The 23,258-nt window shown below is 45.3% G+C and carries 24 protein-coding genes; 14 read left to right on the top strand and 10 right to left on the bottom strand.

Annotated features, from left to right (window positions below; translation table 11 throughout):
- The first annotated feature begins 113 nt into the window (after positions 1–113).
- Genes VP504_RS02585 through VP504_RS02575 form a run of 3 tightly spaced genes read left to right on the top strand, consistent with a single transcriptional unit; the run spans position 114 to position 1,645 of the window.
- Complete coding sequence (locus tag VP504_RS02585) at positions 114–983, top strand: aldo/keto reductase (RefSeq protein ID WP_325892806.1); 870 nt, start codon at positions 114–116, stop codon at positions 981–983.
- A 50-nt stretch (positions 984–1,033) separates the two neighbouring features.
- Positions 1,034–1,396: a hypothetical protein gene (locus VP504_RS02580; RefSeq protein ID WP_325892805.1), complete on the top strand. Its 363-nt coding sequence runs from the start codon at positions 1,034–1,036 to the stop codon at positions 1,394–1,396.
- A 12-nt stretch (positions 1,397–1,408) separates the two neighbouring features.
- Positions 1,409–1,645 (top strand): hypothetical protein, encoded by a 237-nt coding sequence (locus VP504_RS02575; RefSeq protein ID WP_062713422.1) that lies wholly within the window; start codon positions 1,409–1,411, stop codon positions 1,643–1,645.
- A gap of 312 nt (positions 1,646–1,957) precedes the next feature.
- Here the strand turns inward: VP504_RS02575 and VP504_RS02570 are convergent, their stop codons facing one another.
- Genes VP504_RS02570 through VP504_RS02555 form a run of 4 tightly spaced genes read right to left on the bottom strand, consistent with a single transcriptional unit; the run spans position 1,958 to position 4,347 of the window.
- A complete protein-coding gene (locus VP504_RS02570; RefSeq protein WP_325892804.1) occupies positions 1,958–3,112 on the bottom strand; it encodes a phage integrase Arm DNA-binding domain-containing protein in 1,155 nt (384 codons plus the stop codon).
- A complete protein-coding gene (locus VP504_RS02565; protein ID WP_325892803.1) occupies positions 3,102–3,341 on the bottom strand; it encodes an excisionase in 240 nt (79 codons plus the stop codon). The genes VP504_RS02570 and VP504_RS02565 overlap by 11 nt, the downstream gene beginning before the upstream one ends.
- 26 nt (positions 3,342–3,367) lie before the next feature.
- Positions 3,368–3,751 carry a single-stranded DNA-binding protein gene (locus tag VP504_RS02560; RefSeq protein WP_325892802.1) on the bottom strand — a complete coding sequence of 128 codons (384 nt, stop codon included), beginning with the start codon at positions 3,749–3,751 and terminating at the stop codon, positions 3,368–3,370.
- Complete coding sequence (locus VP504_RS02555; protein ID WP_325892801.1) at positions 3,745–4,347, bottom strand: recombinase RecT; 603 nt, start codon at positions 4,345–4,347, stop codon at positions 3,745–3,747. The genes VP504_RS02560 and VP504_RS02555 overlap by 7 nt, the downstream gene beginning before the upstream one ends.
- Positions 4,348–4,699: 352 nt before the next feature.
- Between VP504_RS02555 and VP504_RS02550 the strand changes: the two genes are divergently transcribed.
- The 3 genes from VP504_RS02550 (at position 4,700) to VP504_RS02540 (ending at position 7,003) form a co-directional block, all read left to right on the top strand.
- Positions 4,700–5,020, top strand: a complete 321-nt coding sequence (locus VP504_RS02550; RefSeq protein ID WP_325892800.1) for a hypothetical protein — start codon at positions 4,700–4,702, stop codon at positions 5,018–5,020.
- An 819-nt stretch (positions 5,021–5,839) separates the two neighbouring features.
- Positions 5,840–6,277 (top strand): hypothetical protein, encoded by a 438-nt coding sequence (locus tag VP504_RS02545; RefSeq protein WP_325892799.1) that lies wholly within the window; start codon positions 5,840–5,842, stop codon positions 6,275–6,277.
- A 360-nt stretch (positions 6,278–6,637) separates the two neighbouring features.
- A complete protein-coding gene (locus tag VP504_RS02540; RefSeq protein WP_325892798.1) occupies positions 6,638–7,003 on the top strand; it encodes a hypothetical protein in 366 nt (121 codons plus the stop codon).
- 383 nt (positions 7,004–7,386) lie between these two features.
- On the opposite strand, the gene VP504_RS02535 is transcribed toward VP504_RS02540, so the two are convergent.
- Entirely contained in the window at positions 7,387–9,051 is a 1,665-nt protein-coding gene (locus VP504_RS02535) for a hypothetical protein (protein ID WP_325892797.1), read from the bottom strand.
- Positions 9,052–9,081: 30 nt separating this feature from the next.
- Entirely contained in the window at positions 9,082–9,531 is a 450-nt protein-coding gene (locus VP504_RS02530) for a type III secretion system chaperone (protein ID WP_062713796.1), read from the bottom strand.
- Positions 9,532–9,863: 332 nt separating this feature from the next.
- Between VP504_RS02530 and VP504_RS02525 the strand changes: the two genes are divergently transcribed.
- The 3 genes from VP504_RS02525 to VP504_RS02515 all read left to right on the top strand — a co-directional run bounded on the left by VP504_RS02525 (position 9,864) and on the right by VP504_RS02515 (position 11,919).
- A complete protein-coding gene (locus VP504_RS02525) occupies positions 9,864–10,256 on the top strand; it encodes a hypothetical protein (RefSeq protein WP_062713794.1) in 393 nt (130 codons plus the stop codon).
- Positions 10,257–10,756: 500 nt separating this feature from the next.
- Positions 10,757–11,071, top strand: coding sequence for a hypothetical protein (locus tag VP504_RS02520; RefSeq protein WP_062713791.1), 315 nt, complete (start codon positions 10,757–10,759; stop codon positions 11,069–11,071).
- Between the two features lie 368 nt (positions 11,072–11,439).
- On the top strand, positions 11,440–11,919 hold the full coding sequence (locus VP504_RS02515) for a hypothetical protein (protein ID WP_325892796.1): 480 nt from the start codon (positions 11,440–11,442) through the stop codon (positions 11,917–11,919).
- 15 nt (positions 11,920–11,934) lie between these two features.
- Here VP504_RS02515 and cra read toward each other — a convergent pair whose 3' ends face one another.
- Positions 11,935–12,915, bottom strand: a complete 981-nt coding sequence (gene cra, locus VP504_RS02510; protein WP_325892795.1) for a catabolite repressor/activator — start codon at positions 12,913–12,915, stop codon at positions 11,935–11,937.
- Positions 12,916–13,252: 337 nt separating this feature from the next.
- On the opposite strand from cra, the gene fruB reads away from it, so the two are divergent.
- The 3 genes from fruB to fruA are packed head-to-tail and all read left to right on the top strand — an operon-like array spanning position 13,253 to position 17,054.
- A complete protein-coding gene (fruB, locus tag VP504_RS02505; protein ID WP_325893968.1) occupies positions 13,253–14,368 on the top strand; it encodes a fused PTS fructose transporter subunit IIA/HPr protein in 1,116 nt (371 codons plus the stop codon).
- A gap of 3 nt (positions 14,369–14,371) precedes the next feature.
- Entirely contained in the window at positions 14,372–15,322 is a 951-nt protein-coding gene (gene pfkB / locus VP504_RS02500) for a 1-phosphofructokinase (protein ID WP_325892793.1), read from the top strand.
- A 4-nt stretch (positions 15,323–15,326) separates the two neighbouring features.
- Entirely contained in the window at positions 15,327–17,054 is a 1,728-nt protein-coding gene (gene fruA, locus VP504_RS02495) for a PTS fructose transporter subunit IIBC (protein ID WP_325892792.1), read from the top strand.
- A gap of 48 nt (positions 17,055–17,102) precedes the next feature.
- Here fruA and VP504_RS02490 read toward each other — a convergent pair whose 3' ends face one another.
- The 3 genes from VP504_RS02490 to VP504_RS02480 all read right to left on the bottom strand — a co-directional run bounded on the left by VP504_RS02490 (position 17,103) and on the right by VP504_RS02480 (position 21,667).
- The gene (locus VP504_RS02490) at positions 17,103–17,567 is read right to left on the bottom strand and encodes a hypothetical protein (RefSeq protein ID WP_062713782.1); all 465 of its coding nucleotides are present in this window, start codon (positions 17,565–17,567) and stop codon (positions 17,103–17,105) included.
- A 66-nt stretch (positions 17,568–17,633) separates the two neighbouring features.
- Positions 17,634–18,323 carry a DUF3334 family protein gene (locus VP504_RS02485; RefSeq protein WP_325892791.1) on the bottom strand — a complete coding sequence of 230 codons (690 nt, stop codon included), beginning with the start codon at positions 18,321–18,323 and terminating at the stop codon, positions 17,634–17,636.
- A gap of 83 nt (positions 18,324–18,406) precedes the next feature.
- Complete coding sequence (locus VP504_RS02480; protein WP_325892790.1) at positions 18,407–21,667, bottom strand: ATP-binding protein; 3,261 nt, start codon at positions 21,665–21,667, stop codon at positions 18,407–18,409.
- A gap of 319 nt (positions 21,668–21,986) precedes the next feature.
- Here VP504_RS02480 and VP504_RS02475 point away from each other — a divergent pair, with 319 nt between their 5' ends.
- Together VP504_RS02475 and VP504_RS02470 are read left to right on the top strand one after the other, a co-directional pair.
- Positions 21,987–22,331 carry a DUF3802 family protein gene (locus VP504_RS02475; protein ID WP_325892789.1) on the top strand — a complete coding sequence of 115 codons (345 nt, stop codon included), beginning with the start codon at positions 21,987–21,989 and terminating at the stop codon, positions 22,329–22,331.
- A gap of 111 nt (positions 22,332–22,442) precedes the next feature.
- Positions 22,443–23,174, top strand: a complete 732-nt coding sequence (locus VP504_RS02470; protein WP_325892788.1) for a tRNA-uridine aminocarboxypropyltransferase — start codon at positions 22,443–22,445, stop codon at positions 23,172–23,174.
- The last annotated feature ends 84 nt before the right edge of the window (positions 23,175–23,258 follow it).

Below are 23,258 nucleotides of genomic sequence, written 5' to 3'. Positions count from 1 at the left end.
ACCTCTCACATATTGTTCTCTTTCCCCTCAAAGTCTATGGTTAATAAGACTATTAACATAATTGCAACCTTTTGGGTTTTGTCGAAAGGTTCGCGAATACAAGGCGAGCACATATGTTCCCCATCATTTTGGGCACCGCTAAGTTTGGTACATATACCAGTCAAGAAGAGAGCTATTCAGTTCTTGATGGCTTTTTGGAAATGGGCGGGAGGCGAATTGACACCGCCAATAACTATGCGGTCTGGTATCCAGATGGAAAAGGTGGTGAAAGTGAAACAGTGCTGGGGGAGTGGTTAAAAACTAAGAGCCGTTCCGATGTTGAAGTCATGAGTAAAATCGGGGCCCAATCTGTGGATGGCTTTACTTATGATAAGCTGGACGGACTCTCACCCGGTAATATCATGCGGTCGATTGATGATTGCCTCTCCCGCCTTCAAACCGACTATATCGACGTGCTATATGCGCATGTAGATGACGAATCAACACCACTTCTCGATACATGGCGAACACTGTCTTCGTTAGTGGAGCAGGGCACTGTCAAATCTCTGGGTATCTCGAATTACAAAGAACCTAGAGTGCTAGAGTTGGTCGACGTCATCAAGGAAAATGGACTGGAGCCCTTTCGATATGCTCAGTACCGCTACACCCTGCTATCCCCTAATATAGACGCTAAGTTTGGGCCCCAGATAGTGATGAATGAACATCTGTTTGGCGTGCTTAAACACCTCGAGTTTAGACCGGAGATTATTGGATACAGCCCACTTATTGACGGCGCCTATGAACTCTCGCCTGATGAGCTACCCGAAGATTACGACAATCTGCTCAACGCCATCATGGTGGAAGAATTACAAATACAGGCAGAAGAGAGCCAAACGACGACTTCTGCTTTGGTGTTAAAAACCATTGCTGACTATGGCGTGACTCCTGTGACAGCCGCTTCCACAATCCATCGCTTACGAGATAACCTTAAACTTCTGATTTGAACCAAGTCGCAAGATGTCTTCATCATTCAGTCTGTGCTAATGTGTTGGAAGTGTTGAGTAAAGTAGTCATTTTAGGATTGAAACTGATGATGGTGAAGAAGTTACTTCTGGCTGGCGGTGTCCTTTTGCTTGGTGCCTGTTCATCTGCACCAGACCCAATGGATGAGCGTATCGAAGCGGCTATTAAGCTCTGTCAAAGCGACAGCGCGAAAGCCTTTTCCCATACGGTTGATGGTTTACGCGTGATGTGTGATAGCGGTAGCTCTTACATTATCCGTGGTGACATTTCTCTGGAACAAATAGTCGAGATGGACAGGGTATATTGCTCTAGCATGGGTATTCGCGACTTCGTCTCGAGTAAGAGCGGCGAAATTAAGCTCGCCTGCAATGATGGCTCTAACTACGTTTTATAAAGGCAGATAGCAATGAAAAAAATACTGATTTCTCTTACCGCAGCCGCACTAATGGCAGGGTGCTCCTCCATTGAAACGGCGGAGTCAATGCCAAACCCAGATCAACGTGTAGTCGATAGCCGTCTCAATATTTCTTCTGACTTGAACGCGACATACTGTGAAGGTAAAGGCTTCGAGAAATATATGGAACGCGAAAAATACTATACCTTCACCTGTAAAGATGGAGCTTTCTTCAATATTGCGAAGTAAAAACGCCGATTTTGGATGAGATTATGTGGAGCGCTGGGTAAATCTGGCGCTTTTGGGTTTTAATTAATGGAAATACATTTAAATAATAAATAAATACAGCTATTTAAGATTTTCATTAAACCATGTCATTAGTTGGAAGGTGGTGGTTATTTTTCTATTTTTTTATAAAAAATGCCACTCTTTATGTTTAACTTGGTTGGTCTCTCCAAAAAGTTCCCACCAAAATACCACCAAAACTTTCCCACCAAAACGACAGTAAATATCGGCAGAATGACCGCTAACAAGTTTGATAAATTCTAAACTGTGACAATGTCACTTGTGATTGGGATGAGTGATAAAAGTGTACTCACTGCCACGCGTATCATGATACTTGTCAGTCATTTTTCGAGTCTTGTGGCCGAGCAATACCTGAGTGTCATAGCCAAGTTCTGAGTATGTTCTCTCTGCGAGTGAGCGTAACTCGTGGAAACTCGGTGCAGAACCTTGCTCCCATGTCAGGCCGCTTTCATCACGAAGCTTCAGAAAAGACTTACTTATTGAGATTGCGCTGACAGGTTTGCCTTTTCTCGTGGGCGCATGTTTTGTGGTCAGATGGAGAAGATACCGACTGAGCACACCCGTATTTCTGCATTGCTCGATGATCTCACCGAGTGACATGCCGACCAGTGGGTTGGTCAATGTAAGTGGAAAAGCCAGTTTTGTTTGGCCTCTGGACTTACTAATACTGACCAGCAGGTGGCCGTTTTTGATGTCAGAGAATTTTAGGTTACACAGGTCTTGCCGCCTCAGTCCGGTGGTCAGAGCAAGGTAAAGGGAATTAATGGCATACGGGAAAATCTGTTTTTTTGCGGATGCCACAAGGGCTGGCCAATCATCTTTGGTGAGCCTGTTGCGTGAGACTTTGAGACGAGGCCCCCGGGTTGCAGCAGCAGGGTTTACCCCGCCTTCGATCTCACCGGCATGCAGGGCCTCTTTGAATAAGTCTATCCACGTCGAGCGTATCCTTACTGCCATGTGGAGCTTATTTTGTGCTTTGTATTCATCAATGATCTTTGCCAGTGATTTGGTGTCGATATCCTTGATACCCGTTTGGCCAAGACGCTCTATAAGTAAGTTGACGCAATAGCGGCGCTGCTTGATTGTGTTATCTGCCAGTTCCCCGTTCTTGGCCCTCTCATCCTGCAGTTTCATATATCGCTGACACCACGTTTTTGTACTGATCCCCCGCTTGGCAACTTTCGGAACGTTCTGGTCGAGAAGACGTTGGTAATGGTCCAGAAGTTGTTGGCTTATTCTCTCGTTGAGTTCACAGGCGATAGTCTGTGCACGTTTCTTATCCGACCCCAAGCTATGAAAACGTCCCGTCCTTGGGTCTCGATACTGGAAATATACTCTTCCATCACGTTTGTCTAACCGCTGATAAAGGTTTGGAATATCAATCTTGTGCGTTCTCGGTCTAGCGGCCATGGCTCATGATCCTCTCAACCAGTGGGTCAGAAAAAGGTCCCTGAGCAGCCATAGACAGACCGATAAATTGTGCATCTGTCCTGACCATCCAGCGGCCGCCGACTTTCACGGGTGGCGGGTTGATCTGCCGGGTTTTCACCCAACGACCCATAGTGGCAGCAGAGTAATGTTCACCAAGGAATACGGTGGCTGCCCAATCAGACAGCCGGATAAAGTGATAATTGCTCATTCGAACCTCCGAAGACGTTCAATCCATTAGAAAGGCGGCGTGATATCGCGCCAGTCAGTCTCAATCGGCGCCGTGGGGTGAGCTTGCGTGGGGGCCGTCTCGGTCTTGGCGCTGTCGGTGAATTCCACGTTCATGATTTTCGCCTTCAGCGACGCGGCCGTGGTGCCATCCCCTTTTTGGTACGTCTCAACGGCCACGTCCTCAGCGTGGATGAGCAGCTGCTTGCCCTTGGTGAGGTGGGGGGCGAGTTTCACCGCCCGGTCACCCCAAAGCTGGCCATTGAGCCATTGGGTTTCCTTGTTCGCGCCATAGCCAATGGAGTAGGCGAGGGAGAGACTGGCCACATTGTGGCCGTTGGGCGTGGTCCTCAGCACCGCGTCCGCCCCTAATCGACATAATACGGTCAGCATCTTATTCCTCCTGCTCGGCCAACGACGTGCTCTGGCTGTTCATCGGCTGCGCGCAAGCTGGCCAATTTGTCTTTGTAGGCAGTGCGGGCGGTTTTCAATGCGGCTGGCGGGAGTGTCTTGGCGGTGTCCTCGACTTCCGCCAGTTCTGTTTCGGTTTGCGCGGCCTGGATTTTCTCCAACACCCTGTCCAGCGTCTCTGTTGGTGCGTCGGCCCCGGGCGCTGGGGCCAGTTTGGACAGCAATGACGCGGTTTTACTCTGCCTTTTCGGTACCGCGTTAATCGCTTTTTCGGTCGGCATGTCGAGCTCATCAGGGGTGTACACGCCGAGAATGACATCCGGGCAATACAGACGTGACCAGCGCTTAACCGCCAGATAGGCAATTTGCTGACGTGGGTCGGACTTCCAGTTCGGGGAGTTCCGTACCGTGATGGGCTTGAGCAGAATTTCCAGCTGACGGGGCTCGGTTTCCCCTTTCAATGTGGCCCAGACACGTACGCCCAGTCCGTCTTCATCTTTCTTCTGGAGCCCGGCATGGATGTACTTATCCCAGTCGCCAAACCATTCGTAATGTAACCGGTCTTTCGTGGGCGCCATGGTATTGATAACCGCATTTTGAGAAACACCCCGAATACCTGCTCTGCGGTGACGTCTTCACGCTCGACGGAGCTACCGAAAGGAAAACGGTGCAGATAGGCAACCGCTTCTGTCACCTGAGTAGAATTTTCACTGTTAATACAAACAGTTTAATCAAAGATGTCGCATAATACCGTAGCAAGCCGTTTTGGGGTGTTTCTCCAAATGCCGATTTTAAAGGTCGGATAAAGTGTTTTTAAATTAGTACGTTACAAAAATTCATATTTAGGCGTACTGTTGTTATTGGACAAAATGGGGTGTTTAATCGCCCCATTTTGGGGTTGAATACACTGTTATATATCACGGAGTGAAAATGAAGAAATTAATCATAGGCATTGCACTTATCATTGCGCCAACGGTGTCCCTAGCTGCTGGCACACAGTGTATAGGCAAAGTTATTCGAGTTATGGACCATTCACAGCAATGTGGTGGAAAGTTTGCATACATGATAGACAATTCGAATGGTAAATGGTTTTGTACCCCGACGAAGGAAGGAGGTTCAATTGCTTTAGCTGCTTTAATGGCAGATAAGAAAGTCGCATCTGTATTTGATGCTTCTGTAAGTAGCGAGCCATGTTCGAGCATTAGCAAGCACTATATTAGTCCAATTTATTTGCATGTGATGAAAGAATGATCAGCCATAGATAAGATTGGCGCTTATAACAAGGGTTTTCAAGCTGGACAAAAAAAAACGCGGGCGCAGTTTTTGTCTATTCAAATTAGGTGTTTAAGGCGGTGGTTTCAAATGTGGTTTGCGTTTTTCGCCCCTTAAAACAACGTTATTTCTTATCGCATAGGTGAATATGGTGATCAAATACAATTGGGTTTGTAACCAATGCCAACACGTTAACAGGTCTGGTACTGATTCTTGTGTAAAATGCGGCTGCTCGGCATATGCTAACCCAGATGAAATTCTAGCTAGAAAAGACCCCGAAGAATTTAAATTTAAAGAACTAAAAAAGTATATCGAATCGAAAGCAGTCTTCTTTCTTATTGCGCCCAGCTTTATTATCTTGTTCTTTTACAACGGGCAAGCGTTATACCTCGCTTTATGGCTAGTTTCACTAGTAGTCGTTGCAATTTCAGAAGCGGAGTTTTTGTCATTCGTATGGAAGGATTCATGGGCTAGGAAAGTCATACTTATAAACTCAGCTTGTTTATCCCTCCTTATTACTATTAGGCTCTCGCTGCAAGGCTCAGCTCTAGAAAACTATGTCGTATTCCCTTTGGTCATGTACTTATTCTTTACTTTTCTCTATCTGAAAAAAAGTAAAGCGAGTAACAGATTTGTTGCTCGGTATAAGAAATTTTAAGATAACAAGGCAATCAACGCGGGACGCTTTGTCACTGCGGCAGCGTTTCAAAGTGTTGTGAATACAAGGGATTAAATCAGTATGGGCGGTTTGATAAGCGCCCGTTATTGCGACGTTAAATTTCAAAAAGTAATCCGCTTATGACTGTAAGATACTTTTCAATGCTTTTGTTGGGTGTGTTGTGTGGGTTTATTGCAGACTTTTCACCCATACACCATGCTACGCCTGAGCTTGCAGAGTACCGACAGTTTTATGAAGAATTTAGTAAAAAAGGTTACCTAACAGACGATGAAATGGTGATGCTAGAAGACATGGAGCGAGGTGCAATCGAGCACTCCTTAAATCCCAAACCTGATTTTAGAGGCCTTTTGGCAGCTTCGATTTTATTACTATTTCTCATTATCCCATTTACGTTTAAAAAACGACCAAGGCCTTCAGGAACTGCTATAAGCGCGATTGTCTTCTTTGTTCCAATTGCTTTTTTTACATCTTGGATTGAGTTAAGTATTTATATTGCTTTTGGTGTTCTAGGTGTTTGTATAGCTTGGTTCGGATTGAGGAAGGAGAATGAAATTTAACAATCGACTACGGCGGCAACACTTATAAACGCACGTTCGCCCATGACGCATGAAATGAAAAGCCGGCTCGGCTGTTAGCTCTCCCCCAAACTTCCCGAATAATAAAGCGCTCATTTACATCGTGTCCACGCATCACACGTAAAGCGGGCGCCTTGGTTGGGCTTCACTCGCCAAATCCGCTCTAATCGTCAGTGAGAGCCCTTCACGCCTTTCTCCTGCCAACGCATTGTGTTTGGGCTCTCAAGTCTCTCCGGCTGCCTACCGCACGTTATCTCCCCGTCACTTTGCACAATATCTCTTGTTCGCTTACGCTGGTTCTTTGGTTGGGAATGCTTGTTATTTGCAAGGTAGGTGACACAGATGAATTTTGATGTTGAGCGCTTCACACGGTCTTGTGTTTACAATGTAGCTATTGATATCGAAACCAGTACCGTTGAGATAGGGTTCAGTTGGTACCCTGATACGACTGAAACTCTCAGACTCATAGGCTTGCTATCAATGACATATCAACCTGACTTCACGGATGAGCCACCATGGGTGTGCCTCGACTTTAGTGTGGAACTCATCAACTCGATGGATGAACTCGACCAAAGTGAAGTGCTCTGGGAAAAGGGGGCTAATGCGTTAAAAGACCTAAGTTTTCCTTTATATCGGTTCTATGCCGGCTCTGCTGACTTTGTATTTTTTGCGGTTTGCCAAGAAATAGAACTGTCTACTGATAGCTAATACTGATGCTGTCATCTCTCCAGTCTCCTGATGCCCCGCGCAGCCAATCCCCACACCTCAAAGATAACGCCTAAAAATAGCCGCCTCCTGATTTATTTGCCCAATAAATACAATTGCTTACTGGTTGCTTAATCAATAAGCAATCACTCCTCAATGCGATCCAAATCAAATCTGGTTTTATGCACTTTGTGGTACATTCCAGCCAAAAGTTTTAGACAGTGATGGCGTGTTGCGTGCCGAGAAGCGAAGGGCGGTAGCTTTGGGCTTGTAACCCTCCCCGTAAAACTGTTGTATTCCTCCCCGTAAAACTGTTGTATTCCAAGCTAACAATAAGCCTCGATACTATCGAGGCTTGGATGTTGCAGGAATCTCATTATGCGGAATTAAAGAGGAATGGCTCGATAGTCGATGTTGATTGGTCCATTTAACTTGGCATCAATTTGGTTATTGTGCGCTGCGATCGTTAAATTGACCTCAAGATGCAGCGAGCTTTTATCCGAATCTAATGGCTCTTCGTTTAAACCAATCATCATTTTAAGTTCCATATCCAATTGGGCATGAAGCTCCATTGTGCCATCTTCTTTATTGTACAAATTGAACGTGGATGTTGGGTCGCCTATTGGCGTGATGCCTTGTTCATTCATCAAAGAGATAAAGACGCTTGCAAACAACTCTTGGTTAGCGAAGTAGCTTACGTCTATCGGCATTTTGCTGATGTCATCCAATATTGGATCTTCATTACGACTGATTTGTGCACCATCAACGAGATAAGTTGCTCGACCAAAGTCTTTCTCAAACTGCTCACTGCGTTTTTCATCCACTTTTGCGGCAATTTCTTTTAGTGCATTGGTGACGGCACTAGGGGTAGTCAGCGTGACATATTGTTTGGTTAGCGCTGCAACAGGCTCTTGAGTTAGCCCGCAATCGTCAAGATTTAAGTGGTTGTCATTGGCTTGCATCGTCAAAAAGGCAGAAGCAAACTCAGGAGCTGATGCCGAAATCTCACCGGCACCAATACCTTGTCCATAGTAACTTATCCAATCATTTAAACGTTGCGATGCTTTGTCAATATCATGTGCGTGTTTATCTAACTCTGTAATTAGCGCATCAAGCAGTGTTTCAGTTCGACACAGTTTAGTCAGTGTTAGCAACTGCTCTTCATGTGAAATATCAGCTTGTTCTAGAGCATCCATCAATTGCATTTTGAATCCTGGAGAGTTGAGTAATTGGACCAGTTCTTTGCTGGTTGGATGATTAAGAATAGAGTTGAGTAAATCACTGGCTTGAGTCTGAGATAGGCTTTGCGTTAATTCAGACACGATACGTTGCTGGTACCCACTCTTATCGTCAGCGCCAAGCTTTTGTCTATCGACATCAGCTAAGTCAAATTGCGCGCGTAGCATGATCTTTTGCGCACAATTATCGAGGTTGTGAAGTACTTTATAGTGATCTTTCTGATTGAACGCATCCGCTACTTGGGTGAAGTCTTCTTGAATACTTTGTGGAAGGCGATGTATGTCATCAATAACGGTTTGGGCGATCCCAGCAATCTCTCGTTGACTCAATTGATGGTGTTGTTTGTCGCATGCCTCGTGAAGCAAGCCTTCAAATTGTTTTCCTGCTGCATGACTTGGAGCCAACCATTGCCCGTGTTCGTTGTTAGCAAGTAACTTTTGGGCGCCATTTGGGGAGGCAATAAAATCATGAACGGCTTGGGCATTGAAAGTGGTCATGGCCTTTCTGATGGCATTCGCCTCACCAACAATGGCCTGGATGACTTTTCCGCCTAGCGGTTTACTACCGGTGGTAATATCTAACTTAGAAGCTAAATGTGAGGTGATATCACTTCCGTACTCTTTCTGTAATGAGTTGAGGAAGAGCCCCATGGTTTTAAGGTTAAGGTTGGATTGAGTTTGCTTCGCAAAAGGAAAAAGCGTTCTACCTTCAAAACGACCACTTTTTAAAGTGACCTCTCCTTGATTGTTTTGATTGGCAACCACAGCGTTGTTTTTAGCAACACTAAGAAACTGTTCTAGTTGTATAGCCATATCAGTATCTCTATAAATTCTTGAGGAAAATTAAACGCAGATAGCAGCGTTTAGCATGCTGGTTTTAGGGACCGAGTCCTCTTGGGTACTCTCTAACAAATGACGGCATTTCTCTGTTTGACTGATGAAACACGACAGTGCGCTTTCTAGGTCAAACACACTACAAAGACCAGCATCTACGCTGTATGTCAGAACGATACTCGCTGTGTGAGTTTCAAGACTTAGGGACATGTTGAGTTCTTTGTACAAGGCTTTATTGAACTGCATTAAGCTTGATAGTTGTTTTATGCCTTGTTGAGAACTTAATGATCCTACTAGCGATGTTAGGATCAGTCGTTCACGTTTAGGGTCCAACTCAATGCCCAGCAAAATAGTCTCATCAACCATCAAAGTACAATGCCCGTCTTCATTTGGCTGAAGTGTGTCGATGCCAAGATCTGTAACTAATTCTTGAAATATTTGCTCAATTAACGTGCTCACGTCAGCAGCCTCAACAGTTTGTTTAGTTGAATGCAATGTATAAGAACTGTGTCAAAGAATCTGTCAATAACGGTTGGGATGTTTTAGGTTATTGAGAGGATTAAGAACCTATCTCAATAGGTGTTGGCGAGTTTCGAGGCTAGGGTTACATAGCCACCGAGTCAGTAGACACTTTTAAGCCTTTCTTCGTTCTGCTTTTCATACCCTACAGGTGGTTGGAACCATGACGGCGTTTTGTTACCGTTTCTCACAAAGGGTATTGATGAAGTGGTCGCAGACATCGAACCCTGTGCTAGGGTTGTGGCTCAGAACCTTGAAAAGGAATGTTGAGTATGAATGTCTGGCGCTTTCGCCTCTCAGAACCTTTCTATTTCCAACACGCTTTTTTTGACGGAATCGTGTTTGAAAATGACTGGACCAAAATTGAACACGGCCAAATCATGATAAAAACCGGGTATGCCTGGGACGGCTGCTCCCCGAAATGGCATTTCTTTGGGCTGGTCACGATAGGCACGCCAGACGGGACGCTGAGATTCAGCAAGCCCTGGACGTGGGAAGCGAGTCTGGTGCATGACATCCTTTGTCAGTTCCGCGCCGAGCTACCGTTTACTCAAAAACAGGTAACGCACATCTTTCGCGACCAACTTATTGAGGCCAAATGGCCACTGACCAGTCTTTACGTTTGGGCGGTCGATAACCTCGGCCCACAGGACTTTCCTCAATAACCCCATATGCAAAGATGTGTAAAAGCAATGATAAGCGCTTACCCGTCTCTGAAGCCTTTTTGTTGGCATCGACTTAAACGGTTTCCGCGAACAAACAGCAAATAATTATTCCAGAGATGAAAGTTTCACCTGAATGTCTTTCAATACCTGCGGCATCCTCGGGGGCACTTCTTGCCCTATGAGTATCTCGCATGCCCGGACAGTTTCGGCGCGGGATCGAAATGGTCGAGCTGGATGGGGGACCCAGTCCAATCCGCACCGTCAAAAGCTCAGTCATCGGTTTAGTGGGCACGGCCCCGGATGCTGACGCCACGCTTTTTCCTTTAAAATCCCCTCAAACTGCTACAAAAACCATCACCAAAGGCCAACAACCCCTCCTGAGTATCAAAATAAAGACAATGTGAAGTTTGTCATACACATGATTAATTAATAATACGCTCAATAAATGTTTGTCTAAAGTTCTCTTGCAACGTGTTCAACACTGACAAGGGTATAAAGTCATGATGAAAAAACTTGTCTCAGCTGTCGTATTTGCTGCGCTTTCTAGCAGTGCCCTGGCGTTTGTTGAGACAGAGTCAATAAAGGCTGAGGCTATTGAGACAGGCAGAGATAGCGTGATTTTTAAAGAAACGAATCAAATGTGGGGAGGGACGTGTCCTTCTGGAGGGAGGTTGATGATCGATACAGGCCCAACAGAACAAGCTTGGCTTAAGCTTGCCCTTACCGCTAGGGCAGAAATGGGGTTAACGTTAGTGGCGGATGGTATGTGCGGTGGTCAAGAAATACATGTTAACTTGCTTTATTTGATATTCTAAACGTCATGCCTATTCGAGGAGCCTCCGCAATCTCAAAGGTTTTAGAGGCTTTATTACGGCCGTACCTATGAAAGTCCAGATAAATTTGAGGGAGGGAGAGACGGTACCAGTGACCAAGCGTCCATAAAGAATGTTCAGACGTCATTGATAAGAATATATATACAGAGCGGTTTTGTAGCGTTAAACGCAATAGGCTTTTGGTCCATTGGGCAACCCAAAGTGTCTCAACGTTTATGAAAAAAGTTTATTGAATATGGGAAGGTCGATATTAACGGGTGTTGATAAAAGAATGTATCCTGAGATGAAACTAAGATTTGCGTAGCAACTAACACAATGGTTGACGATGCAGGAATAGGAGTACGTTTGAAATGGATTGTTCAATACGGATTGCCATAGCGGCGGTAATGATGGCAACCATGATGGGTTGCACTCAGACCCTTAAAGAGGATGGTGCGTCAGTAGAGAAAAAACTCGTTGGTAAGTGGAATTGCTCGACCAATAATAAAGATAGAATTTTTTCTGATTCTTTTTTATCGGTTTATAGAATCGATAATACAGTGACTACTGATATAACAGCTAGTCTCCCAATTCCCGATACCACTGAATTATTATCCTATACCATCGAAGCGCATGCTGTTTGGCAATACAGAAAAGGACACTTATACGAATCAGATCAAGAATTTATTATTACAGGGAATAATGATCTTTCCCGTCAGTATGAAAAAGACCTCAGTGATGAGTTCAAGAAAATTGGCTCCGCTAAATGGAGGCTATCTTGGAAAAATAGAGATAACTTCATCAAGAGCAGAGGTAAGACAAAATTAAACTGCATCAGGTTTAAAAATTAAACATTGATAGTCGTGTCAATTACGCCACCTAGGCTTTCTCGGTAACACTTCAACGCCAGTTTGATACCTTCCAGCTACGGCATTGAGTGTGAGTTCCAACGCATGTTCACTGATGAGCTCAAACTGCTGAGGCAGTGACTGCACTTTCATTGGAATGAAATCCAGCATACGATTATCACCAAACGTCGCGAATATTACCTGTTCACTAATCTCAGGTTCTTCTAGAATTGCGTCAAGCACTCCTTCAAACAGCGCATATGAAGTGGTAAGAATCGCGTCTGGCATTCTATCTGAACGATACCATTGCAGGATAAGTCGCTTAGCTTCATTTTGACTAAAGTGGTCTCCGTAGGTGATTTGTGTCTTTGCATTCGCTTTTGTTGCGGCTGAAAGAAATCCTTGTTCCCGTTCCTTAGAAATGCCCAATTCAGGCACGGCACCAATCAAGCCTATGGTGCTGGCTCCCATCTTTGCTAAGTGATTGGTTAGTGCAAAAGCACCATCCAGATCTTCACTGATCACGGAGGCAAAGTGCTCATCGTTTAACGCACGGTCAATAGCTATCACCGGTGTACCAGCGGCTTGAATAGTTGGGTAGAAGTCATTATCTGCGGGTAGGGAAGTTGCCACAATGAGTGCATCAATCTTGCGTGCTATCAACATATTAACTACTTGTTTTTCAGTTTCGGCGTTGTCATCGGAACAACTGATAATCAATTGATATCCAGCTTGACGCGCATCACGTTCGAGTAATTTCGCTATTTTTGCATAGCTGCTGTTTTCTAAGTCAGGAATGAGAAGACCAAAAGATCGGGTTGTTCCAGCGCGTAGAGCACTGGCCGCGTGGTCTGGACGAAAATTATGCTTTTCCACAACTTCCATCACTTTTTGTTGGGTACGCTCGCTGATGCGATATTTCGCTGATTTCCCATTTATCACGTAACTTGCCGTTGTACGCGAGACTCCAGCCAAACGGGCTATCTCATCAAGTTTCATTAACTTCTTTCCCCTCAAGCCAATGATGAACGTGTCATCAGAACGGTATTACTCTGTGCGCGTGATCATAAAAAGTGCATAGCATCTTCTCGATTCTTTGCATTATAAGCTGAATGGATTCAGCATTGTTAGCTGAAAGGTTTCAGCAAACATAAAAACTGTGCATGAAACCTGTTTTTTGGTTTGGTTGCTGAAACGATTCAGCAAAAAAGGCGTAAAAGCCTAAAGTCGCTTTAAACGTGACTGGATAGGAATATACCGGCTTGGCTACAACGATTAGTGTGTGGCGGGGCAAATGAACAAAGAGCTTGGCTCAATGAAATCTAAGGTAAGTATTATGCTCGAACTCACGGAAGGTGACGTGCAACTTGGAAAAAATGCTGCGACGAAGCAAGAAGCCATTGAACACATCGCTGATGATCTGGTTGCCAAAGGTCTGGTTGGCGAAGGGTATAGCTCCGGCATGCTGTCGCGAGAGAACCAGAATTCAACTTACCTGGGAAATGGTATTGCGATTCCACATGGTACTACCGATACGCGCGATTTAGTGAAACAAACCGGTGTGCAAATCCATCACTTTGCGAATGGTGTTAATTGGGGTAACGGCAATACTGTTTATCTTGCTATTGGTATTGCGGCTAAATCTGACGAACATTTGGGAATTTTAAAGCAACTTACCCATGTACTTTCCGCTGAGGGTGTTGAAGAAAAATTGAAAACTGCAACTCATGCAGAGCAAATTCTCTCTGTATTGAAAGGAGCGAACCAGCAAGTCCTGCTTTTCGATGAAAGTACTATCACATTGAGCTTCCCGGCGACAGATTTGCTTTCCATGAGTGCGGTGTGTGCAGGCAAATTGAAAAACGCCAATGCTGTCGACCAGGATTATGTTTCTGCGCTTTTGGGTCAATCTCCCATTTGTTTAGGACAGGGGCTTTGGATAAATGCTTCTTCTATAGGTGTGAAACAAACCTCGATTGCTTTCATTTCATCTGAGCAAGGGTTTGACGTTGACGGTAAGGCAGTAAAAGGTCTAATTACAGTTGCTGCTAACACCGATGAGCACGCAGAAATCATGAAAAACATCGGCAAACTGTTGTTTGATGGAAAAGTAGCGGACGTGTTTGGCGCTTCCCCAGAATCTGTGATTAAGGCTTTTACTGACATTCGTCAGGGAGGGCTGAGCCAAATTTTCAAAATCAAGAATGCACATGGTCTTCATGCTCGTCCCGGCGCGATGTTGGTTAGCATTGCGAAGAAATTCGATTCTCAAATTTGGGTATTAAACCTGGATGGTGATGGCAAGCAAGTGAATGCGAAGAGCCTGATGAAAGTGATTGCGTTGGGCGTGAGACAAGGCCATGAGCTTGAATTCACCACTGATGGTGTTGACGCACAAGTTGCTATTGATGCAATTGGCCAAGCCATCGAAGCTGGTCTGGGTGAGGGGTAAACCATGACTCAATTTCGTGTTGTAACAGTTACGCTTAACCCTGCACTTGACATGACTGGTGATTTGGATGAACTGAAGGCAGGCACAGTCAACCTCATCCAATCTTCAAACCTAAACCCGGGCGGTAAAGGTGTTAACGTTGCCAAAGTTTTAGCTGAACTCGGTGCTGAAGTCACAGTGACTGGTTTTATGGGAGTTGAAAACCAGCACCCGTTCACACAGCTATTTGAGCAAAAGGGTATTCATGATGGTTTTGTCCGTGTTGCAGGCACCTCTCGCACAAATGTGAAGTTGGTGGAAGAGTCTGGTCGCGTGACGGATCTTAATTTCCCGGGTGTGACGGTGTCTAAAAATGACGTGCTAAAGCTTGAACAAACCCTCAAGACATTATCGAAAACGCACGACGTATTTGCCATTACAGGCAGTCTCCCTTCTGGCATATCCCCCGAAAAATTGGCCTCTTGGATTGTAATGCTTCATGAGCAGGGCAAGAAGGTATTTTTTGACAGTAGTAACGCGGCGTTAGCTGCAGGGCTGAAGGCCTCTCCTTGGTTGGTCAAGCCAAACGATGAAGAGTTATCACAATGGGCGGGAAAGCATCTCTCCGAAGTCCCTGAACTTCTCCAAGCAGGTAAAACACTCGGCCAGACAGGTATCGATAACATCGTGATTTCACGGGGTGCGAAAGGTGTATTGTGGCTGAAATATGGGGTTTGGTATGCCAGTCAGCCCCCCGAAATGAAAGTAGTTAGCACAGTCGGCGCGGGCGATACGCTTGTTGCGGGTATGTGCTGGGCAGAACTAAACCAATGGGATCGCGAAACCACACTGAGTTTCGCGACCGCGCTTTCTGCGCTGGCAGTCACTCAAGTCAATGTTGGTGTTGAAGACATTGCGCAAGTAGAAGCGCTTCGACGCGAAGTGAACGTAAAAAAATTGAAGGAACAGGGGTAGAGAGATGAAAGCAGTCATTGTGACATCGTGCCCAAGTGGTATTGCGAATACTATTATCGCTGCGGGAATGCTTGAAAAAGCGGCGGCAGCACTTGAATGGAAATCGGTCATTGAGTGCCAAAGCACCGTGAAACCCGCTAAACCTGCAAACGCTTCAGACATTGAATCAGCGGATCTTATCATCACTGTCGGGCCTGTCGCTGATATGGCGAGATTCTGTGGCAAGCCAGTTTATCAAGCCTCCTTGGAAGCCTGTTATGCCGATGTGAAGCACTTATTGGTTGAGGCGACATCGAAAGCCGAGATTTTCACTCATATTGAAACGGTTGAAGCGGCTGGACCACCTGTCCAGACGCGGATTGTTGGCATCACTGCTTGTCCTACGGGTGTTGCACATACCTTCATGGCTGCCGAAGCGGTTGAACAAGAAGCCAAAGCTCAAGGTATGTGGGTAAAAATTGAAACCCGGGGCTCTGTGGGTGCGAAAAACCAGCTGACCGAGGAAGAGATTGCAGCTGCAGACTTGGTCTTCATCGGCGCGGATATTGAAGTCGATATGGCTCGCTTTGATGGCAAGCGCGTTTATCGAACCAGCACTGGAGCTGCGCTAAAGAAAACCAAGCAAGAATTGTCCAATGCGTTTGAGCAAGCTGAAGTTTACAAGCACGGCGGCGTGAAAACGGATAACAGCAGTAAGAAAGAACGCACTGGTGACTACAAACACCTGATGACTGGCGTTTCACATATGTTGCCATTGGTTGTTGCTGGTGGTCTGTGTATCGCGTTGTCTTTCGTCTTCGGTATTGAAGCGTTCAAAGAAGAGGGAACACTGGCGGCGGCTCTCATGGAAATCGGTGGCGCGAGTGCATTTGCGTTAATGGTTCCTGTGTTGGCGGGTTTTATCGCGTTCTCTATCGCTGACCGTCCGGGTCTGGCACCGGGTTTGATTGGCGGTATGCTGGCAAGTTCTACAGGCGCGGGCTTCCTCGGCGGTATCGTTGCGGGTTTCCTAGCGGGTTATTCTGCAAAACTGATTGCTGATAAAGTTCAACTGCCAGACTCCATGGCAGCGCTTAAGCCAATCTTGATCATTCCGCTACTGGCAAGCTTGGTGACGGGCCTGGTCATGATTTTCGTGGTGGGTGGCCCGGTCGCGGTTGTGATGAATAGCCTGACTGAATTTCTTAACAGTATGGGATCGACCAATGCAGTGCTTCTGGGTGTCATTCTTGGCGCTATGATGTGTTTCGACTTGGGTGGTCCGGTTAACAAAGCTGCATATACCTTTGGTGTTGGACTCCTAGCCTCACAAACCTATACGCCAATGGCCGCAGTGATGGCTGCAGGCATGGTGCCTGCAATAGGCATTGGTCTGGCTACTTTGCTAGCGCGCAGTAAGTTCAATCCTCAAGAGCGTGAAGCGGGGAAAGCATCTTTTATTCTGGGGATGTGCTTTATCTCAGAAGGTGCCATTCCATTCGCGGCGCGCGATCCAGTGCGCGTTATCCCAGCATGTATGGTTGGCGGTGCGTTGACTGGTGCACTTTCGATGCTGATTGGCGCAAAGCTGATGGCACCTCATGGTGGTATCTTTGTTTTGTTTATTCCGAATGCGATTACGCCAGTATTGCTTTACCTGGGGGCGATTACCGTAGGTACCTTGTTGACTGGGTTGATGTATGCAGCGTTAAAACAAAGTGAGGAAGCTCAGCCAATTCCTCAGCAAGCATAGTTTAGAACAGTGAATAGTGAGGCCGACCAATAGGTCGGCTTTTTACGTTTATTGGTGGTTGACTGGAGTATGTAAATTCAGGTCGTTCTGACCCATCATGAAAGTTACATGCAGTTCGACTAATTGTTGGCTTTCCCGTTGCCAAGCTGCGCCTTTTTGCTGTTGGCAAAACTCCATCATGGCAACTATCAACATATCGAGCTTTTTAAGGCTCCAGCGCTTAATGTCCGGTTTGATGTCTGAACGCGAAGCCAATGCTTGCAATTTGGCATAGCAAAACTGGAGATAGCTAAAGGCTTCTTCCGTCTTGCCTTCAAAGAGATAATGACGTTGCAGCTTAGTACAACCATCCACAAAGTAGGCAATAGCATCGCTTCTTTTCAGGTCAATGGGTGGGTCAAATATCATTGCAGGTGTTTGAGAGACGATTGCAGCGAGTGATTCAACATTTCGATGTTCAGCGTCTTCGTACCAATTTTGAATATTTTTCAACCACGAGTCGATGACGTCCACAGCATTCTCCCTGGCTATTTTAGTTGTAAGGGCGGCGTAAAGCCGCCGTTGGGATTTGAGGAGAGGTTAGATCCCAAGGTCATCCATTAACGAGTTAGCTTCTGCCGTTTTCTTGGAACGGCCCTTTTTCTTTTCTTTACCTTCAAGACTTTTAGCGACTTCTTCTTCCAGGATTTCATCTGGATTGATTTCATCAACTTCCTCAAACTCTTCCAGTTGAATGAACTCTGTACGCTCCATGGATAGCTCGAGATAAAAAATATTGTTTTCTTCGGTGTTGAAGCTGACGCGCCGCGCCTGCGGTCGTTCTATATTGCTGTCGACGGTGACGCTAATGTTTTTATTAATCGCCATCATTTTTGGTTGGTTTTGTGTAATGTTGGTATGGAGCGAGCGTTTAACTTTACCTGTGAAATCACCCACAATCTGATTCATTAATTCGCCCAGCACATCTGCCACTTCGTCTGAAGTGTGAAGGGTAGCCAACTCCTCTTTGGGAATACCCATGTGGAACATGTATTTCTGATAAACCTCCAGCGCGGCTTTCGCATCGAAATTGATAACAACCAAACCCGAAAAACCACCATCAAAAAGGACAAAGCAACCGAAATCGGGCTTTAGGCTGGTTTTGCTGATTTTCTGCACCATCGCGGAATGGTGGACCTGAGAATCTGTGGCTTTGGAAAGTACGGCAGTGACTGACTGGCAAAGTTTTAGCAGAATGTCTTCAGTTGTGATGATTTTTGTTTTTCTCATGAGTGGCTCACTTGTTCTGATGTTGATTGAATCTTTACAAGTGTGGCACTAAATCCGGCATTCTGCTGAAATCTATCTTGTTATTAATTTTCTGCCGCTCTCTCTCCAAGTGATTGTAATAAATCGGCATGCTTTTGGTGTACGGTGAGCAGAGTTGCACTCAAAACTGGCCTGAGGTCATCGAGCAACTCCTCCGTATCTGGATTTTCAGAAGTAGCGGATTTCTCTATTTGCATACAAAGATCAGACAGCTCAATAGCCCCTATACTGCGGGAAGATGTTTTCAGCTTATGGGAGAGCATTTTTATTTCTGCGTAATCATAAGGAGCGCGGAAGCCTGCAAGGACATTGAGCTCAGGCTCACAGTGTTTAATGAACTCACTCAGCACTTCTGCATAGGTCTCTGTATCCCCCCAGAAAAGCTTCTTCAGCACTTCAGGATCTAGTTCGACCTTAACATCATGCAGGGAAGTTAATGCTTCCTGCTCTGCAGTCATTTTACTGGCTGAAGATTCACTCATGGTCTTTTGATATTCATCTTTCGGCGCCTCGAAAGGCATGCTTTGGGCACACCATTTTGAAAGCACTTTTTGTATGACATCGATCTCTACCGGCTTAGCGATGAAGTCGTTCATTCCGGTTTCAATGCACCTTTCAGCCTCACCAACTAGCGCATTGGCGGTGAGAGCAACAATTGGAACAAACTCAGCGCGTTCTTTCTGGATCTCACGAATGGCTTTCGTCAGCTCATAACCGTCCATATTAGGCATATGGCAATCAGTTAGAACCAATGTGAACGCTTGGTTGCGGTAGGCTCGGAGTGCTTCGAGGCCATCAGCCGTCATCACAACATGATAACCAAGGTAGGTAAGTTGTTTTTCGATAACCGTTTGGTTTGTCGCATTGTCTTCTGCGACCAAAATAGTGCCCTGGGTTTCCTCTGTCCGCTCTATAAAGGCTTCTTTGCCTCGGGTGTCGATAACCGGATAGTCAGGACTTTCAAGACCAACGCAGATCCGCAAGCCACTCAGCAGGCTGGCAAGTTTTAATGGTGAAGAGAAAATAGCAAACACGTCCATGCCTCCATAGCGATGCACGGGCAAATTCATATCGAACTCAAGGTAGCGAATATCAACGTTTGGAGGGACAATGGCTGGCATCAGTTGCTTAGTTTTGAGGTAGTCGCGGCATAGAACAACATATTTCACGTCTTGTCGTTCGAACTTCTGCAAGTGCAGCATTTCTATGGTGATGCTCTGTACAGCAATATTCATAGACTGTAAGTAGCTATCAATACTGACTTTTAGAGCGCCATTTTCTAGGGAATTTATGCAGATAATATTGTTGAGTGAGGCTGCGGACTCTCTCAGCAACCCAATATTGCATTCATCCGGTGCCGTCACTTCTTCGGAATAGGGAAGTGAGAAACTCACCATAAAGGTTGAGCCGATACCCTCTTCACTGCTTGCCGCGATGGCGCCGCCCATTAGCGATGCAATATTGCGACTTATCGCAAGACCGAGGCCAGAGCCGCCGTAGCGACGCGTGGTTGAATATTCTGCTTGTGTGAACGGTTGAAAGATAGCTTCCAGTTTGTCTTCACTGATACCAATACCATTGTCTCGGATTTCGATAAGAATTTTGGCTGCGCCTTCAGTTGTAGGCTCTGATGTAATCCAAACTTGTACTTCGCCACGATGAGGTTGGCCACCAGAGAACTTAATGCCATTACCTATGATATTGAATAGAATTTGTTTAATGCGTGTTGGGTCACCTAATAGGGAAGTCGGCACTTCTGGGGAGACAAAGAGATTAAGGGAGACATTTTTCTCTGCCGCTTCCGTGGCGAGATTGTCCATGACTTGTTCAGCGATATGCCTAAGAGAAATCGTGACATTATCGATGCGCATTTTACCGACCTCTATACGGGAAAAATCAAGAATGTCGTTGATAATTGCCAGTAATGAAAGCGCTGACTCCCTAACGGTATTCGCAACACTCATTTGAGATGTATCGAGCTTTGAGCGCAGAAGGATATCTATCATGCCAATAACACCGTTCATTGGGGTACGTATTTCATGGCTCATGGCAGCGAGGAATTGGGCTTTTGCTTTTGAGGCAGTTTCCGCGAGCTCCTTTTGGTACAAGAGTTGTTCACGCGCCTGATTGCGCGAAATGATGTGATCGCGGAAAGAGCTTAATGCATGTGAGATTTGTCCGACTTCATCAGGGCGATCTTTGTATAAAATTGGAATTTCAGTATTACCATCTGCGAGGTTCCGCATGGTATCGGCAAGACGCGCAATAGGCTGTGTTACTTTTTTGTATATGTAGTAAGTCACAAAGATGCTGACGATGGACATAATGCCGAACAGTGCGAAGAAAGAAAGCTGGTTGTTTTTAAGAACATTCCGCAGATTTGCCATGGAGTTTGCAGCACTGAAACTGGTTTGGCGGGAAAACTCGGTTAGAGAGGTTTCAAGCGCTTTATATTCATTGACGTTGATAGCTTTCAATGAAGATACGGCGTCCAGCTTCTTAGATGGTTCGTATTGGTTAAAAACACGTGTCATTCGGTCAATGAGCGTCCTACCCAAATGCTCAATCAAATCAAGCTGTTCAATAATAGTGCTGTCTGTTGAGTTCTTTCTGAGATAATTTATGTGATTGCGGAAGAAGGCTTCATTCGCGTCAAACCGGTCTTTCTGGTTTTCTTCGCCGATTAGATAGAAGAACAAAGCGGAGATCATGTCATCAACTTCATCACGAATCAGCCAAATGTGATGCTGAGTGTCTTGCATTGACAACAAATTAGACGTGTCTTTACTACTATCTAGCAGACTAATGGAATCGAGCAATTCAGGTGCCAGTATCGCTGAGATAATACGTTTTTCGTTTAGTGCCCATAATTCTCGTTTGGGGTCATACTCTTCAATGACTTCGTTTTCGATTTTATCAATAAAATTGTCATAGATTGACTCGATGCTCTTGAGATTACTGGTATCTTTGCCGTGGAGTTTTATCAGTTCGTTGAGTGATACCTCGAACTGGTTTTTGTTGCGGTAATAGTTTTCTAGGGCAGGGCTTTGACCCAACGCATAACTGAGCATACTGCGGTTCATTTCACCGGCATAACGCAGCATGGAAACCGAAAGCAGTGCACTTGGAATTTCCAAACGGCTGGTGTTGTTAGTGTCCGTGCTGGCACTATCGTGCATGACATAGGTTGAGACCGAGAGAAGCATCGCACATAGAGTCATCATCGCCATGATGAGACCTACTTTGCCGACGATGCTTTTTGAAAACGGGAACTGATTAGTGCGTTGAATCCGCTCGTCAGACATCTTTTTTCCTTTACCTCATATCTGTGCACTGGCCAGCGATTGGCTATGTGGCTGTTACTATTTGAAGTTTTTTAATAAAGGCTTTGCCACTCGTGCAATAAATCATGAAATCATAGGTTTAAGTTCAATATTGTAGAGCTTTAACGCGCCTACTTTGATAAACCAGACTATCATGTTCTTGGGAATTTATAATGTAGACTGTGATCTCCCAAATTGGAGACATTAGAATCAATAAAGTGACATTGTGCGTAATAATTGGTACCAATTTTGTTCCAAGAGCAATAAAATTGCCGACAGAGGCTATTTATTGGAGGTGAAAATGGTCGTTGAATCAGATGGATATGCCGCGCTGATTGAGTTCTTTATGGAAAACTTGGGGCAGTTTTCTTCGCAGGGTGACAAAGTAGGCTCAGAAACCATCGACGTTCTTGTTCATGAATTGGTGGCCAGCCAAATCATGGCAATCTGTGATCAGAACAAAGACATGCCACAATCTCTGCGTTTTGAGGTGATGCGTGAAGCAGATCAAATAGTTTCTGACCTTGAAGAAATCCTAAGTTCTGTCTGGCACCAAAAGCCGACTTATACGCAGATAAATATTCTTGAAGAGTATATTGGTCTAGTGAAGAACCTGTTCGACGCTGCCGTATCTGAGTTTTTGTAATCGCACCTGTCCTGATGAGAGTCACTTTTCACAGACAGTTGCACCAAGCGAAACCACAATTAAAGTGCGCCTTTCTCTTTACTACTTAAAATACAATGCAAGGCGCTTCTCATGAAACTTCACGCTTTACATCATCTTTACCAACAACGTTTATCCCGATCGACCCGGCCCTTTAAAGCGAGAGGTGCAAATGTGGATCGTTGTACACATTGTATGGTGGTGAGAAGGCTTTGTATTTGCGAAGAGAAGGTCACCCATCGAACTCATGCCGCGTTTTTGCTTGTTATGTATGACGATGAGGTGCTTAAACCAAGTAATACGGGCCGCTTGATTGCTGATTCTGTCGAAGAAACCTACGCCTTTATTTGGTCGCGCACGGAGCCAAACAAAGAGATGCTTGCTTTGGTCAATGATCCTAAATGGCAACCCTATATTGTGTTTCCGGCTCAATATGCTGAGCTTGAAAGAGTAAGAACCAAGCCAGTTTCCGAAAAAGGAAAGCGTCCACTGTTCATTCTGGTTGATGGTACCTGGCAAGAGGCAAAAAAGATTTTTAGAAAAAGCCCTTGGATGGATAATTTTCCAGTATTGAGTATTCAAGCGGAAGCTTTGTCAAGATACGGTGTTCGTGAAGCAAGTGGAGAGAGCCAACTTGCAACAGCAGAGGTGGCTGCAAAAGTGTTGGCGCTCAACGGTGATAAGTTGGCGGCGGAGAGTCTGGATGCTTGGTTTGATGTGTTTCGAGAGCACTACCTCACTGGTAAGAAGCAACGCCAGTTACCAGTCCCTGGGGCATTAGATACTTACCGGGAAGTGGTAAAAAGACAAATTAACAAACACTAGACTGAAGATCTTGCCGAAATTTGCGATGACATGCGCATAAACAGCGGAAATCATTGGGTTGCAGAGGAGGTATTTTGTTTTTAA

It is taken from the genome of Grimontia sp. NTOU-MAR1, from assembly GCF_035758505.1.
Lineage (GTDB): Bacteria > Pseudomonadota > Gammaproteobacteria > Enterobacterales > Vibrionaceae > Enterovibrio > Enterovibrio marinus.
Note: the sequence above shows the minus strand (reverse complement) of the source record. Positions and strands in the feature narration are given on the sequence as shown.

Bases quoted from the DNA above. Each gene is read 5' to 3' on its own strand.
- VP504_RS02585 (WP_325892806.1), top strand. From the start codon at position 114: ATGTTCCCCATCATTTTGGGCACCGCTAAGTTTGGTACATATACCAGT.
- VP504_RS02565 (WP_325892803.1), bottom strand. From the start codon at position 3,341: ATGAGCAATTATCACTTTATCCGGCTGTCTGATTGGGCAGCCACCGTA.
- VP504_RS02525 (WP_062713794.1), top strand. From the start codon at position 9,864: ATGAATGTCTGGCGCTTTCGCCTCTCAGAACCTTTCTATTTCCAACAC.
- cra (WP_325892795.1), bottom strand. From the start codon at position 12,915: ATGAAACTTGATGAGATAGCCCGTTTGGCTGGAGTCTCGCGTACAACG.
- VP504_RS02540 (WP_325892798.1), top strand. From the start codon at position 6,638: ATGAATTTTGATGTTGAGCGCTTCACACGGTCTTGTGTTTACAATGTA.
- fruA (WP_325892792.1), top strand. From the start codon at position 15,327: ATGAAAGCAGTCATTGTGACATCGTGCCCAAGTGGTATTGCGAATACT.
- VP504_RS02480 (WP_325892790.1), bottom strand. From the start codon at position 21,667: ATGTCTGACGAGCGGATTCAACGCACTAATCAGTTCCCGTTTTCAAAA.
- VP504_RS02535 (WP_325892797.1), bottom strand. From the start codon at position 9,051: ATGGCTATACAACTAGAACAGTTTCTTAGTGTTGCTAAAAACAACGCT.
- VP504_RS02545 (WP_325892799.1), top strand. From the start codon at position 5,840: ATGACTGTAAGATACTTTTCAATGCTTTTGTTGGGTGTGTTGTGTGGG.
- VP504_RS02515 (WP_325892796.1), top strand. From the start codon at position 11,440: ATGGATTGTTCAATACGGATTGCCATAGCGGCGGTAATGATGGCAACC.
- pfkB (WP_325892793.1), top strand. From the start codon at position 14,372: ATGACTCAATTTCGTGTTGTAACAGTTACGCTTAACCCTGCACTTGAC.
- VP504_RS02475 (WP_325892789.1), top strand. From the start codon at position 21,987: ATGGTCGTTGAATCAGATGGATATGCCGCGCTGATTGAGTTCTTTATG.
- VP504_RS02470 (WP_325892788.1), top strand. From the start codon at position 22,443: ATGAAACTTCACGCTTTACATCATCTTTACCAACAACGTTTATCCCGA.
- fruB (WP_325893968.1), top strand. From the start codon at position 13,253: ATGCTCGAACTCACGGAAGGTGACGTGCAACTTGGAAAAAATGCTGCG.
- VP504_RS02560 (WP_325892802.1), bottom strand. From the start codon at position 3,751: ATGCTGACCGTATTATGTCGATTAGGGGCGGACGCGGTGCTGAGGACC.
- VP504_RS02550 (WP_325892800.1), top strand. From the start codon at position 4,700: ATGAAGAAATTAATCATAGGCATTGCACTTATCATTGCGCCAACGGTG.
- VP504_RS02485 (WP_325892791.1), bottom strand. From the start codon at position 18,323: ATGAGAAAAACAAAAATCATCACAACTGAAGACATTCTGCTAAAACTT.
- VP504_RS02520 (WP_062713791.1), top strand. From the start codon at position 10,757: ATGATGAAAAAACTTGTCTCAGCTGTCGTATTTGCTGCGCTTTCTAGC.
- VP504_RS02570 (WP_325892804.1), bottom strand. From the start codon at position 3,112: ATGGCCGCTAGACCGAGAACGCACAAGATTGATATTCCAAACCTTTAT.
- VP504_RS02555 (WP_325892801.1), bottom strand. From the start codon at position 4,347: ATGGCGCCCACGAAAGACCGGTTACATTACGAATGGTTTGGCGACTGG.
- VP504_RS02575 (WP_062713422.1), top strand. From the start codon at position 1,409: ATGAAAAAAATACTGATTTCTCTTACCGCAGCCGCACTAATGGCAGGG.